Origin of the sequence: Pseudomonas sp. B21-041 (assembly GCF_024748675.1) — a bacterium.
Classification (GTDB): Bacteria; Pseudomonadota; Gammaproteobacteria; order Pseudomonadales; family Pseudomonadaceae; genus Aquipseudomonas; species Aquipseudomonas neuropathica.
In genome coordinates this window covers 4,678,797-4,691,489 of the sequence record NZ_CP087175.1, presented here as the reverse complement: position 1 = coordinate 4,691,489, position 12,693 = coordinate 4,678,797, and the positions used below count along the sequence as shown (strand labels likewise).

The window sequence follows — 12,693 nt, the reverse complement described above, 5'->3', positions numbered from 1 at the left end:
TAATCCGTTCAAACATCAAAGGACTTGTGCGCTGTGAGCATCAATCTGCCGCTACCGCTGCTTGGTGAAATGGCGATTTTCGTCAAGGTCGTCGAGACCGGAAGCTTCTCTGAAGCGGCTCGGCAGTTGGGTTCATCGCCGTCAGCGGTGAGTCGCAGTATTTCGCGGCTGGAAAAAGCCCTGGCCACGCGACTCTTGCAGCGCACCACGCGCAAGCTGCGCTTGAGTGACGGCGGCGAGGAGGTATTCAAACGCTGCCAGGAGATGGTCAGCGCGGCCAAGTCGGTGATGGAAATCAGCGGCCAGTTCACCCATGAAGCGGAAGGACTGGTGCGCGTCAGTGTGCCGAAAGCGGTGGGGCGTTTCGTGATTCATCCGCACATGCCCGAGTTTTTGCGGCGTTATCCCAAGGTCGATGTCGAGTTGTTGCTGGAGGATCGTCAGGTCGATTTGATCGACGACCATGTCGATCTGGCCATTCGTATTACGGATCGACCACCGGCCGGGCTGGCCGGCAGGCAGTTACTGACCATCGACCATTTGCTCTGTGCCACGCCGCAGTACCTGGCCGAGCACGGCATACCGACTCACCCGCATGATCTGCTCAATCACAGTTGTATTTATCTTGGGGAAACCCCGAGTGATGCGCGCTGGAAATTCAAGAAGGGCAGTAAGGCGGTGACGGTAGGTGTCCGCGGTCGGTATGCCGCCAATCACACCGGTGTGCGGCTGGGCGCGGTGTTGCAGCACATCGGCATCGGCAGCCTGCCGTATTTCACCGCCCGTTACGCGCTTGAGCAAAAGTTGGTGGTGCAGGTGTTGCCGGACTGGACGTTCCTCGCGTCCTATCACGGCGGACTGTGGTTACTGCACTCGCCGACGCGCTATCTGCCACCCAAGTTGCGGGTGTTCATCGACTATCTGGTGGAGTGCCTGGAGAAAGAGCCGACCTTGAGCAAACCGGGCAAATCAGTGGGGGAAAGCAACGCGGCGATGGCGTATGAATTGCCCGAAAGCGAAGGGTTGTTGTAGCGCAAAGCAAAAGATCGCAGCCTTCGGCAGTTCCTACAGGGGATTGCGTGAGTCCACTGTAGGAGCTGCCGAAGGCTGCGATCTTTTGATCTTCAACCCACTGTTAAATCAGTGCTTGCTGTCCTGAGCGGACATCGCCAGCAGTTGTTTTTCCTGGTTCCAGTCGAACGGTTCATCGTTCTGTTCGGCTTCGTAGCGACGTTCTTCCAGTGACTGATACAGGTCGATCTCTTCATCGGACAAGTAATGCAGGCAGTCGCCGGCGAAGAACCACAACAGATCGCGCGGGATCAGGTGGGCGATTTGCGGATAACGGGTAATCACTTGAGTCAGGATGTCCTGGCCCAGGTACTGGCTTTCGATCGGATCGATCGGCAGCGATGCCAGCAGTTCGTCGAAGCGCTCCAGGAACAAGGCATGGCTTTCTTCGGGAACCTGTTCGGCCTCACCTACGGCGACCAGGATACTGCGCAGGTGGTCGAGCAAAACAAGATGATCGGCAACGACGTTGGACACGAGATAAGTCCTCAAGAGCAAAACGGGCGCGGGAGTATAAAGCTCCCGCGCCCTCTTGGACATGGTTGTCAGGATCAGCGGACTTTGCCCTCTGCCAGTTTCAGTTCCTCTTTGTCGAAGTCATCCACGTCGATCACCTTGCGTCGTGCGGCTTCGGCATCGCGCAGGCTCTGTGCTTCTCCCGGTTGCAACACCCCGGCCTCAAGCGCCGCATCGATGGCGTGCTCACCTGCGACCGGTTTGACCTGACCGCTTTTCAGCGACGTGTGCAGTTTTTTGTGCAGTGGCTGCGCGGCATTCAGCAAATCACTGGCGTGTTGCAGCGCGCCGACTGCATCGTCTGCCGACTGCGGGCGATAGCAACCGGCAAGCAACTCTTCCAGCGCCGGATCACCTTTGGCGCGACCAATCACGCCTGCCACTTCGGCACCGAGTTTGTCCGACGGGCCTTTGTGACGACGACCGAACGGGAACACGATGGCTCGCAGCAGGCAACCGAATACCTTGTTCGGGAAGTTGCGCAGCAATTCATCCAGCGCCCGTTCCGATTGGCCGAGGCTTTCTTCCATCGCCCATCTGAACAGCGGCTCCATGTACGCCGGCGAATCCAGATCGTGATAACGCTTGAGCGCGGCCGAGGCCAGATACAGGTTGCTCAACACATCACCCAGACGTGCCGACAGACGCTCGCGACGTTTCAGTTCGCCGCCCAGCAACATCATGCTGAAGTCGGCGAGCATGGCGAACGCCGCTGCCTGACGGTTCAGTGCGCGGAAGTAACCCTGACTGATCTTGTCGCCCGGCGCATGTTCGAAGTGACCGAAGCCGAGGTTCAGTACCAGCGTGCTGGCGGCATTGCTCACGGCGAAACCGATGTGTTTGAGCAGCAAACCATCGAACTCTTTCAGTGCCTGATCCTTGTCCTCACGACCGGCGAGGGCCATCTCCTTCAGGACGAATGGATGGCAACGAATCGCGCCCTGACCAAAGATCATCAGGTTGCGCGAGAGGATGTTCGCACCTTCTACAGTGATGAAGATCGGCGCGCCGTTCCAGCTACGCCCGAGGTAGTTGTTCGGGCCCATGATGATCGCCTTGCCACCGTGCACATCCATGGCGTGGCTGATGCACTCGCGGCCGCGTTCGGTGAGGTGATACTTGAGAATCGCCGAGAGCACCGACGGTTTCTCGCCTAGATCCACCGCGTTGGCAGTGAGCATGCGCGCCGCGTCCATCATCCACGCGTTGCCGCCGATGCGCGCCATGGCTTCCTGAATACCTTCGAAAGCCGACAGCGGTACATTGAACTGCTCGCGAATCTGCGCGTACTGACCGGTGACCAGGCTGGTGAATTTGGCCGCACCAGTGCCGACCGCCGGCAACGAGATCGAACGGCCGACCGACAGGCAGTTCATCAGCATCATCCAGCCCTTGCCGAGCATCTCCTGACCGCCGATGAGGAAGTCCAGAGGGATAAACACATCTTTGCCCGAGTTCGGGCCGTTCATGAACGCCGCGCCTAGTGGCAGGTGACGACGACCGATTTCCACGCCTGCGGTGTCGGTCGGAATCAGCGCGAGGCTGATGCCAAGGTCTTCCTTGTCGCCCAGCAGATGCTCCGGGTCGTAGGCCTTGAAAGCCAGGCCGAGGAGGGTCGCGACCGGGCCGAGGGTGATGTAGCGTTTTTCCCAGTTCAGGCGCAGGCCGATGACTTCCTGACCTTCCCATTGACCTTTGCAGATGATCCCGGTGTCGGGCATCGCACCGGCATCGGACCCGGCGAGCGGACCGGTGAGGGCGAAGCACGGGATGTCATCGCCCCGAGCCAGGCGCGGCAGGTAGTGATTGCGTTGTTCGTCGGTGCCGTAATGCAGCAACAGTTCGGCCGGGCCGAGGGAGTTCGGCACCATCACGGTGGAGGCGAGGTCACCGCTACGCGTAGCGAGTTTCATCGCCACCTGCGAGTGGGCGTAAGCCGAGAAGCCTTTGCCGCCAAATTCTTTCGGGATGATCAGGGCGAAGAAACCGTGTTCCTTGATATGCGCCCAGGCTTCGGGTGGCAGGTCCATCGACTGGCCGATCTGCCAGTCAGTGACCATCGCGCAGAGTTCCTCGGTCGGGCCGTCGATGAACGCCTGTTCTTCCTCGCTCAATTGCGCCTTGGGATAGGCCAGCAGTTTGTCCCAGTCCGGGCGGCCGCTGAACAGCTCACCGTCCCACCACACTGTGCCGGCGTCGATTGCGTCGCGTTCGGTCTGCGACATGGGTGGCAGGGTTTTCTGGAACCAGTTGAACAACGGCGCAGTGAAATGCTTGCGACGCAGATCAGGCAGCAGCAGCGGAGCAGCGACCACCGCGAGCAGCACCCAGAACACCAGCAACAGCCAGCCCGGCGCATGACTGAAAATACCCATCGCCAGCAGGTAGACGGCCACGATGCCCAACGCAGGCAGAGGTGAAATACGCCGGTGGGCGAGATACGCCACACCAACGATCAAAACCAGTATCCACAACAACAGCATATTCAGTCCTCCGTGAACCAAGGCAAATCGACCCTCCAGAGCTTAGACGGCATCTGTAAAACCGGGTGGTCAGACCAAGGTGATTGAAATCGTGGGAAACCCCGGATGGTTTTCGTAGGTTCGGTGGGCAACACGTGTGGGAAATCGTTCGCTGATCCCGCGTCTTTGCGTCCAAGTTTGGCCGAAACGTCGTTATCTCTGTGCTGACGCTGTCGCTAGACTCGGGGCTCACCCAGGAGATTGTCGTCATGCGCGAGTATCTGAGTCCCGGCCGCTTCATCGATAGTGACCACCCGGCAGTGGTGGAGTTCGCCGAACAACATCGGGGTGCCAGCCGCGATCCGCTCGAGCGGGCGATAAATCTTTATTACGCGGTGCGTGAGGCGGTGCGCTACAACCCCTACACCTTCAGTCGCGATCCGCAGACTTTGCGTGGCAGCTATGCGCTGACGACGGGGGAGAGTTATTGCGTGCCCAAAGCCACGCTGCTTGCCGGTTGTGCCCGGCATTGCGGGATCCCGGCGCGCATCGGTCTGGCCGACGTAAAAAATCACTTATCGACGCCACGTCTGCTTGAGTTGCTGAAAAGCGACATGTTCGCCATGCACGGGTACACCGAACTGTTCCTCAATGGACGCTGGGTCAAAGCCACGCCGGCGTTCAATCAGAAGCTTTGCGAATTGTTCAACGTAGCACCGCTGGAGTTCGACGGTATCAACGACAGCGTTTTCCACCCATTCAATCGCGACGGCGCGCAGCTCATGGAGTATCTGGTCGATCACGGCCAATTCGCCGATGTCCCGGAAACGTTCTTCTTCGAACATTTGCAAAAGTGCTATCCGCATCTATTCACTGATCAGCAGCCGCAACGGCTGGGCGATATGCAGAGTGATTTGAGCCGTACCTGATCCGGCGTATGCTGCCTGCCCACTCATTTGAAAAGAGGCGCTCATGCTGAAGATCTGGGGACGGAAAAACTCATCGAATGTCAGGAAGCCATTGTGGGCGGCTGAAGAGCTTGGCCTGGCCTACGAGGCAATCGATGCCGGTGGCACATTCGGCGTAGTCGACACACCCGAGTACCGGGCGATGAACCCGAATGGCCGGGTGCCGGTGATCGAAGACGACGGTTTCGTGCTGTGGGAGTCCAACGCCATCGTCCGCTATCTGCTGGCTAAGCATGCGCCCGACAGCAACTGGTATTCGGCAGATCCGCGAGTTCGCGCCATCGCCGACAAATGGATGGACTGGACCACGTCGAGTTTTGCCGGCCCGTTCCGCACGGTTTTCTGGGGCGTGTTGCGCACCCCGGCGGACAAGCAGGACTGGGCTGCGATCAACGCTGCGATCAAGGAATGCAATGAGTTGCTGAGCATGGCCGACCATGCCTTGGCCAGTCAGCCTTATCTCTCTGGACAAGACATCGGCATGGGCGATATCCCATTGGGCAGTTTCATTTATGCCTGGTTCGAGATGCCCATCGAACGCGCACCACAAGCGCATCTGCAAGCTTGGTACGAGCGCTTGAAGCAGCGTCCGCCCTACCAGAAAGCCGTCATGACCGCGTTGACTTAATACCTACTATCGACACACTTGACTGTACTTGTACGGCGGCGGCAAGCACCATTGCGCACTTGCGCTGCGGTTCGATCCTTCGCCGCCGTCTCCTTTTTCCCTTCAATGGTGCGTAAATCAGATATGAGTTCCGCTCTGTCCATCCGGCAGCTAACCAAAACCTACGGCAACGGGTTCCAGGCCTTGAGTGGTATCGATCTGGACGTCGCCGAAGGTGACTTTTTCGCCTTGCTCGGCCCCAACGGTGCTGGCAAATCCACGACCATCGGCATTCTCTCGACCCTGGTGAACAAGACCAGCGGCACAGTGAATATCTTTGGTCATGACCTGGACAAAAATCCTGCGCAGCTCAAGCGCTCGATCGGCGTGGTGCCCCAGGAATTCAACTTCAATCAGTTTGAAAAGACTTTCGACATCGTCGTGACCCAGGCCGGTTACTACGGCATTCCGGCGAAGATCGCCAAGGAACGCGCCGAGCAGTACCTGACCCAACTGGGCCTGTGGGACAAACGTGACGTGCCGTCGCGTTCGTTGTCCGGTGGCATGAAGCGGCGCTTGATGATCGCCCGTGCGCTGGTGCACGAACCACGTCTGCTGATCCTCGATGAACCGACCGCAGGCGTCGATATCGAGTTGCGCCGTTCGATGTGGACGTTCCTCACCGAGCTGAACCAGAAAGGCATCACCATCATCCTCACCACGCACTATCTGGAGGAGGCTGAGCAGTTGTGCCGCAACATCGGCATCATCGACCACGGCACCATCGTCGAGAACACCAGCATGAAACAATTGCTGGGCCAGTTGCACGTGGAGACCTTCCTGCTGGACCTGAAAAACGACTTGAACGCCGCGCCGCAATTGCTCGGCTACCCTGCCCGGTTGATCGACAGCCATACCCTGGAAGTCCAGGTCGACAAATCCATGGGCATCACGGCGTTGTTCACCCAGTTGGCGCAGCAGAACATCGAAGTGCTGAGCCTGCGTAACAAAACCAATCGCCTCGAGGAGCTGTTCGTGTCCCTGGTGGAGAAAAATCTGTCGAAGGTGGCGGTATGAGTTCCGAATTCCGTCCCAACCTCGTCGCCCTGCAGACCATTGTTTACCGCGAGGTCAAACGCTTCACGCGGATCTGGCCGCAGACGCTGCTGCCGCCGGCGATCACCATGGTTCTGTATTTCGTGATCTTCGGTAACCTGATCGGTCGGCAGATCGGCGACATGGGTGGCTTCACTTACATGGAGTACATCGTGCCGGGGCTGATCATGATGTCGGTGATCACTAACTCCTACGGCAACGTGGTCTCGAGTTTCTTCGGCAGCAAGTTCCAGCGCTCCATCGAAGAGCTGATGGTGTCGCCGGTGTCGCCGCACACGATTCTGATCGGTTTCACCATTGGCGGCGTGTTGCGTGGTCTGATGGTTGGCGTGATCGTGACCATTCTGTCGCTGTTCTTCACCCATTTGCAGGTGCATCACTTAGGCGTGACCATTTTGGTGGTGGTACTGACGGCGACGATTTTCTCGCTGCTGGGCTTCATCAACGCAGTGTTTGCGCGCAACTTCGATGATATTTCGATCATCCCGACCTTTGTGCTGACTCCGCTGACGTACCTGGGCGGGGTGTTTTACTCGATCACCTTGCTGCCGCCGTTCTGGCAGACCGTGTCGTTGGCCAACCCGGTGCTGCACATGGTCAACGCCTTCCGTTACGGCATTCTGGGTGTGTCGGATATCAAGATCGGCATCGCGATCACCTTTATGCTGGTGGCGACGGTGGTGCTGTATCTCGGTTGTGCTCGGTTGCTGGTAAGCGGGCGCGGGATGCGTACCTGACTCCAGACCGAGTCGTGGCCATCGCGAGCAGGCTCACTCCTACAGGGGAACGCATTCCAATGTAGGAGTGAACCTGCTTGCGATGGGGCCAATCCAGACGCCACAAATCAGAACGGCCTCCCACTGCGGAGGCCGTTTTGCGTTCAGCGCATGCGACTCTTCTTACGCCGCGCCCATTGGCGCGCCACCCACCAACGCCAATACATCATCACAATGCAGTAGGCGAGGGCACCGAGTACCAGTCCGACTACCACCGAGCCGAGCAGAAACGGCTGCCACAACGTCGACAACTCGCCGCTGATCCACTCCCAGGTCAGCTCGTCCGGTAGATGTCGGGCGGGCACATCCATCAAAAACGCCCCGGCCTGATAGGTGCAGAAGAACACCGCCGGCATGGTGATCGGATTGGTCAGCCAGACCAGGCTGACCGCAATCGGCATGTTGCCGCGCACCGTGACGGCGAGGGCGGCGGCCACCAGCATCTGCGCCGGGATCGGCAGGAACGCGGCGAACAGGCCAACCGCCATCGCCCGGGCGACCGAGTGACGATTGAGGTGCCAGAGGTTCGGGTCATGCAGCAACTTGCCGAGAAAGCGTAAGGATTTGTGTTCCCTGATGCTCGTCGGGTCGGGCATATAACGTTTGAATAAGCGCCGGGGCATAAGGCTTCTCGGTCGGTTAAGGCGGCAAGTATGTCTGGATTCTACGAAGCGCCTATTCAGACTTTGTGACAATTGTTGACGACGCGTGTAACCGACAACCGCTATGCCTAAGTGCGGGACTCTCAAGGACGGGCTTATGCGCACAGGGATGATGGCGCTCGCAGTCGGTCTGCTGGTCGCGGTTTTTATGCCGGCATTACCGCCGGTCTGGTTGATGCTGTTGTTGCCGGTCGTGGCTTTGATGCTGCTGCCGTTTCGCAGCTATCCGCTGGCGTTTTTGCTGTTTGGCTTCACGTGGGCCAGCGTCGGTGCGCAATGGGCGTTGAATGATCGTTTGCCGGCCGGGCTGGATGGCGAAACCCGGTGGGTTGAAGGGCGGGTCGTCGGTTTGCCGCAGAACAGCGACGGCGTGGTGCGCTTCGAATTGGCTGATGCGCACTCGCGTCATGAAAAACTGCCATCGCTGATGCGGCTTGCCTGGTACGCCGGGCCGCCGGTCAACAGCGGCGAGCGTTGGCGCTTGGCGGTCAAGCTCAAGCGTCCCAGTGGATTGCGCAATCCCGAGGCCTTCGACTACGAGGCTTGGCTGCTGGCGCAACGCATTGGCGCCACCGGCACAATCAAGGACGGCCAGCGCTTGAGCGAAGCGCGCTGGGCCTGGCGTGACAGTATTCGCCAGCGTTTGCTGAGCGTGGATGCGCAGGGGCGAAATGGCGCATTGGCGGCGTTAGTGCTGGGTGACGGCTCGGGGCTCAGTCGCGAGGACTGGCAGACTCTGCAGGACACCGGCACCGTGCACTTGCTGGTGATTTCCGGTCAGCACATCGGTTTGCTGGCGGCGCTGATGTATGGGCTGGTCGCCGGCATGGCGCGATATGGCCTGTGGCCGCTGCGCTGGCCGTGGCTGCCGTGGGCCTGTGGTCTGGGGTTCGCGGCAGCGCTCGGTTATGGCCTGCTTGCCGGGTTCGACGTGCCGGTGCAGCGCGCCTGCGTGATGGTCGGGCTGGTGCTGTTGTGGCGCCTGCGCTTTCGTCATCTTGGCGCAGGATGGCCGTTGTTGCTGGCGTTCAACGCTGTGCTGTTGCTGGACCCGCTCGCCAGTTTGCGTCCGGGTTTGTGGCTCTCGTTTGCGGCGGTGGCGGTGTTGATCTTTACCTTTGGCGGCCGCTTGGGTGCGTGGCGCTGGTGGCAGACCTGGACGCGGGCGCAGTGGTTGATCGCGATCGGCTTATGTCCGGTGTTGCTGGCGCTGAATCTGCCGATCAGCCTCAGCGGGCCGCTGGCCAATTTGCTTGCAGTGCCTTGGGTCAGTCTTGCGGTGTTACCGCCGGCGCTGCTTGGAACCGTGTTGCTGCCTGTTCCTTTTGTCGGCGCCGGCCTGCTGTGGCTGGCCGGCGGTTTGATCGATGGGTTGTTTCACGCGCTGGCGACGATTGCCGGGCATTGGCCGGCGTGGATCGCACCCTCGATACCCGCTTGGGTCTGGGCCATTGGCAGCCTCGGCGCCGGGTTGTTGCTATTGCCGCGCGGCGTGCCGCTGCGTCCATTGGGCTGGCCGTTGTTGTTGCTTCTGGTCGTGCCGCCATGCGATCAGATAGATGAAGGATTGGCCGATATCTGGCAGCTCGATGTCGGCCAAGGCTTGGCCATCCTGATCCGGACCCGCCATCACGCGTTGCTCTACGATGCGGGGCCGCGCTTTGGTGAGTTCGATCTCGGCGAGCGTGTGGTGCTGCCTTCATTGCGCAAACTGAGCGTGGAAAAACTCGATTTGATGCTGCTCAGCCATGCCGACGCCGATCACGCCGGCGGCGCTTTGGCGATCAGCCGGGGTTTGACTGTCGATCAGGTAATCAGCGGTGACCCGGCGGGCTGCCCGCGCAATTGAACGCCGAAGCCTGTGCAAGTGGCCAGCAATGGCAATGGGACGGCGTACGTTTTCAACTCTGGCAGTGGGCGGACGCTGACGACAGCAATCAGCGTTCCTGCGTATTGCAGATCGAGGCCAATGGCGAGCGCCTGCTGCTGACCGGCGACATCGACAGCCATGCCGAACGCGTGCTGCTCGACGGTCCACTGGCCGTGCCGACGCAATGGCTGCAATCGCCCCATCATGGCAGCCGCAGTTCATCGTCAATGGCGCTGCTCAACGTCTTGAAACCCGAGTCCGTGCTGATCTCTCGAGGTCATGGCAACTCTTTTGGCCATCCGCACCCGACCGTGCTGGCGCGTTATCGCAAACTGGGCCTGCACATTTACGACAGTGCCGAGCAGGGCGCCATTCATCTGCAACTGGGCACCTTCAGGGCGCCACGCACGATGCGTCATCAGCGGCGTTTCTGGCGTGATCCGCCCGCACTGGCCCGCTGATCGGGACGTGGGTTGATGGGGCGTCACGGTCGTCGGGGCGGCGGGTCTTAATCGTGGATCGGTATGGTAAAGTGGCGCACTTTTTCGAGGGGACTGTCACTGTGTGGGAATTGGTCAAATCCGGCGGCTGGATGATGTTGCCGATCATTCTGAGTTCCATCGCGGCCATGGCGATTGTCGCCGAACGCCTGTGGACCCTGCGCGCCAGTCGCGTTACCCCCGAGCATCTGCTGGGCCAGGTCTGGGTCTGGATCAAGGACAAGCAGCTCAATAAAGAAAAACTCAAGGAATTGCGCGCCAATTCGCCGCTGGGGAAATCCTCGCGGCGGGCCTGGCCAACTCCAAGCATGGTCGCGAGATCATGAAAGAGTGCATCGAAGAGGCCGCCGCCCGGGTCATTCATGAACTCGAGCGCTATATCAATGCTCTCGGCACTATCGCAGCCATGGCGCCATTACTGGGTCTGCTTGGCACCGTGCTGGGTATGATCGATATCTTCAGCGCGTTCACCGGCTCCGGCATGACCACCAATGCCTCGGTGTTGGCGGGCGGTATTTCCAAGGCGCTGATCACCACCGCTGCGGGCCTGATGGTCGGTATTCCGGCGGTGTTCTTCCATCGGTTCCTGCAACGCCGTATCGATGAATTGGTGGTGGGCATGGAGCAGGAAGCGATCAAGCTGGTTGAAGTGGTACAGGGCGACCGTGATGTCGACCTGGCCGAGGGCCGCGCGTGAAGTTCCGTCGCAAACCCCGGGAAACCGTGGACATCAACCTCGCGTCGCTGATCGACGTGGTGTTCATTCTGCTGCTGTTTTTCGTCGTGACCACCACGTTCACTCGCGAAACCCAGTTGCGTGTTGACCTGCCGGAAGCGGTCAGCGGCTCCCCGGCCGAAGACCAGCAAGTCAAGCAGATCGACGTGGCCATCAGCGCCGAAGGCGTGTTTTCGGTGAACAACAAGATTCTGCCGAAGAACGACCTGGCGACCCTGATGGAAGCCATGCAGAAAGAGTCCAACGGCGATACCAACATGCCGTTGTCGATCAGTGCCGATGGCAAGACTCAGCATCAATCCGTGATCACTGCCATGGACGCGGCCGGCAAGCTCGGTTTCAGCCATCTGCGCATGACCACGGTCGAGGCGGCGCCCAAATCCTGATGAGCCTGTCCGATCGTTTGCTCGCCGCGTGGTATCAGGGGCACCCGGCCCTGACGCTGCTGCGGCCGCTGGAAATGCTCTATCGCCGCGTGGTGGTGGGTAAGCGCCAGCGCTTTCTTGCCGGTGAAGGTCAGATCTACCAGCCATCGGTGCCGTTGATCGTGGTCGGCAACATCACCGTCGGTGGCACCGGCAAGACGCCGATGATTCTCTGGTTGATCGAACATTGCCGGCGCAGCGGTTTGCGCGTCGGCGTGGTCAGTCGTGGTTACGGCGCCAAACCACCGCAACTGCCGTGGCGCGTTGCGGCCGAGCAAACCGCTGACATCGCCGGTGACGAACCGTTGCTGATCGTCCAGCGCACCGGCGTGCCGCTGATGATCGACCCCGATCGCAGCGCAGCGGTCAAAGCCTTGCTCGCCAGTGAACCACTGGATCTGATCCTCTCCGACGACGGTATGCAGCATTATCGTCTGGCGCGGGATCTGGAGCTGGTGCTGATCGACGCCGCCCGTGGTTTGGGCAACAAACGCTGCTTGCCGGCAGGGCCGTTGCGTGAGCCGATCGAGCGCCTGCAAAGTGTCGACGGCGTGCTGTTCAATGGTGCCACCGAGGATCGCGATGACGGTTTCGCTTTCCGTCTGCAACCGACCGCGCTGGTCAATCTGCGCAGCAGCGAGCGCAAGTCGCTCGATCATTTTCCACCCGGCCAGGCCGTGCACGCGGTCGCCGGGATCGGCAATCCGCAACGTTTCTTCAATACCCTCGAAGCGCTAGACTGGCGAGCAGTCCCCCATGCGTTTGCCGACCACGCCGAATACAGCGTGCAGGCGTTGAATTTCACACCGTCATTGCCGTTGGTGATGACCGAAAAGGACGCGGTGAAGTGCCGTGCCTTTGCGGCTGACGACTGGTGGTATCTGGCGGTCGATGCGCTGCCGTCGCCGGCCTTTGTGGCCTGGTTCGACACGCAGCTGATGCGCCTGTTGCCGGATCGTCTTTTGCCTTAACTCTTTACTCAGG

The 12,693-nt window shown here is 59.9% G+C and carries 10 protein-coding genes and 2 pseudogenes; 9 read left to right on the top strand and 3 right to left on the bottom strand.

Going from position 1 to position 12,693, the window contains the following annotated elements:
• Positions 1–33 precede the first annotated feature (33 nt).
• Entirely contained in the window at positions 34–1,032 is a 999-nt protein-coding gene (locus LOY43_RS20800; RefSeq protein WP_095048631.1) for a LysR family transcriptional regulator, read from the top strand.
• 108 nt (positions 1,033–1,140) lie between these two features.
• Here LOY43_RS20800 and LOY43_RS20795 read toward each other — a convergent pair whose 3' ends face one another.
• The gene (locus tag LOY43_RS20795; RefSeq protein WP_095048630.1) at positions 1,141–1,548 is read right to left on the bottom strand and encodes a PA2817 family protein; all 408 of its coding nucleotides are present in this window, start codon (positions 1,546–1,548) and stop codon (positions 1,141–1,143) included.
• A 74-nt stretch (positions 1,549–1,622) separates the two neighbouring features.
• Complete coding sequence (locus LOY43_RS20790) at positions 1,623–4,070, bottom strand: acyl-CoA dehydrogenase (protein WP_093435481.1); 2,448 nt, start codon at positions 4,068–4,070, stop codon at positions 1,623–1,625.
• A gap of 248 nt (positions 4,071–4,318) precedes the next feature.
• Here LOY43_RS20790 and LOY43_RS20785 point away from each other — a divergent pair, with 248 nt between their 5' ends.
• The 4 genes from LOY43_RS20785 (at position 4,319) to LOY43_RS20770 (ending at position 7,477) form a co-directional block, all read left to right on the top strand.
• Positions 4,319–4,978, top strand: coding sequence for a transglutaminase family protein (locus LOY43_RS20785; RefSeq protein ID WP_093435478.1), 660 nt, complete (start codon positions 4,319–4,321; stop codon positions 4,976–4,978).
• 43 nt (positions 4,979–5,021) lie between these two features.
• On the top strand, positions 5,022–5,645 hold the full coding sequence (locus LOY43_RS20780; RefSeq protein WP_095048628.1) for a glutathione S-transferase family protein: 624 nt from the start codon (positions 5,022–5,024) through the stop codon (positions 5,643–5,645).
• Positions 5,646–5,768: 123 nt separating this feature from the next.
• The gene (locus LOY43_RS20775) at positions 5,769–6,701 is read left to right on the top strand and encodes an ABC transporter ATP-binding protein (RefSeq protein ID WP_093435472.1); all 933 of its coding nucleotides are present in this window, start codon (positions 5,769–5,771) and stop codon (positions 6,699–6,701) included.
• Positions 6,698–7,477 carry an ABC transporter permease gene (locus LOY43_RS20770; RefSeq protein ID WP_008087860.1) on the top strand — a complete coding sequence of 260 codons (780 nt, stop codon included), beginning with the start codon at positions 6,698–6,700 and terminating at the stop codon, positions 7,475–7,477. The genes LOY43_RS20775 and LOY43_RS20770 overlap by 4 nt, the downstream gene beginning before the upstream one ends.
• Positions 7,478–7,620: 143 nt before the next feature.
• Here the strand turns inward: LOY43_RS20770 and LOY43_RS20765 are convergent, their stop codons facing one another.
• Positions 7,621–8,139 (bottom strand): DUF2062 domain-containing protein, encoded by a 519-nt coding sequence (locus LOY43_RS20765; protein WP_095048627.1) that lies wholly within the window; start codon positions 8,137–8,139, stop codon positions 7,621–7,623.
• 136 nt (positions 8,140–8,275) lie between these two features.
• Here LOY43_RS20765 and LOY43_RS20760 point away from each other — a divergent pair.
• From LOY43_RS20760 to lpxK, 4 genes and pseudogenes are all read left to right on the top strand, one after another.
• Positions 8,276–10,509 (top strand): annotated as a pseudogene (locus LOY43_RS20760) (DNA internalization-related competence protein ComEC/Rec2).
• Between the two features lie 101 nt (positions 10,510–10,610).
• A pseudogene (locus tag LOY43_RS20755) lies at positions 10,611–11,245 on the top strand (MotA/TolQ/ExbB proton channel family protein).
• Complete coding sequence (locus LOY43_RS20750) at positions 11,242–11,670, top strand: biopolymer transporter ExbD (RefSeq protein ID WP_093435463.1); 429 nt, start codon at positions 11,242–11,244, stop codon at positions 11,668–11,670. Before LOY43_RS20755 ends, LOY43_RS20750 begins: the two are co-directional and overlap by 4 nt.
• A complete protein-coding gene (lpxK, locus tag LOY43_RS20745; RefSeq protein ID WP_258708669.1) occupies positions 11,670–12,680 on the top strand; it encodes a tetraacyldisaccharide 4'-kinase in 1,011 nt (336 codons plus the stop codon). The genes LOY43_RS20750 and lpxK overlap by 1 nt, the downstream gene beginning before the upstream one ends.
• Positions 12,681–12,693: the final 13 nt, after the last annotated feature.

Coding starts and splice junctions, on each gene's coding strand:
- LOY43_RS20790 (WP_093435481.1), bottom strand. CDS start 4,070: ATGCTGTTGTTGTGGATACTGGTTTTGATCGTTGGTGTGGCGTATCTC.
- LOY43_RS20785 (WP_093435478.1), top strand. CDS start 4,319: ATGCGCGAGTATCTGAGTCCCGGCCGCTTCATCGATAGTGACCACCCG.
- LOY43_RS20780 (WP_095048628.1), top strand. CDS start 5,022: ATGCTGAAGATCTGGGGACGGAAAAACTCATCGAATGTCAGGAAGCCA.
- LOY43_RS20775 (WP_093435472.1), top strand. CDS start 5,769: ATGAGTTCCGCTCTGTCCATCCGGCAGCTAACCAAAACCTACGGCAAC.
- LOY43_RS20770 (WP_008087860.1), top strand. CDS start 6,698: ATGAGTTCCGAATTCCGTCCCAACCTCGTCGCCCTGCAGACCATTGTT.
- LOY43_RS20765 (WP_095048627.1), bottom strand. CDS start 8,139: ATGCCCCGGCGCTTATTCAAACGTTATATGCCCGACCCGACGAGCATC.
- lpxK (WP_258708669.1), top strand. CDS start 11,670: ATGAGCCTGTCCGATCGTTTGCTCGCCGCGTGGTATCAGGGGCACCCG.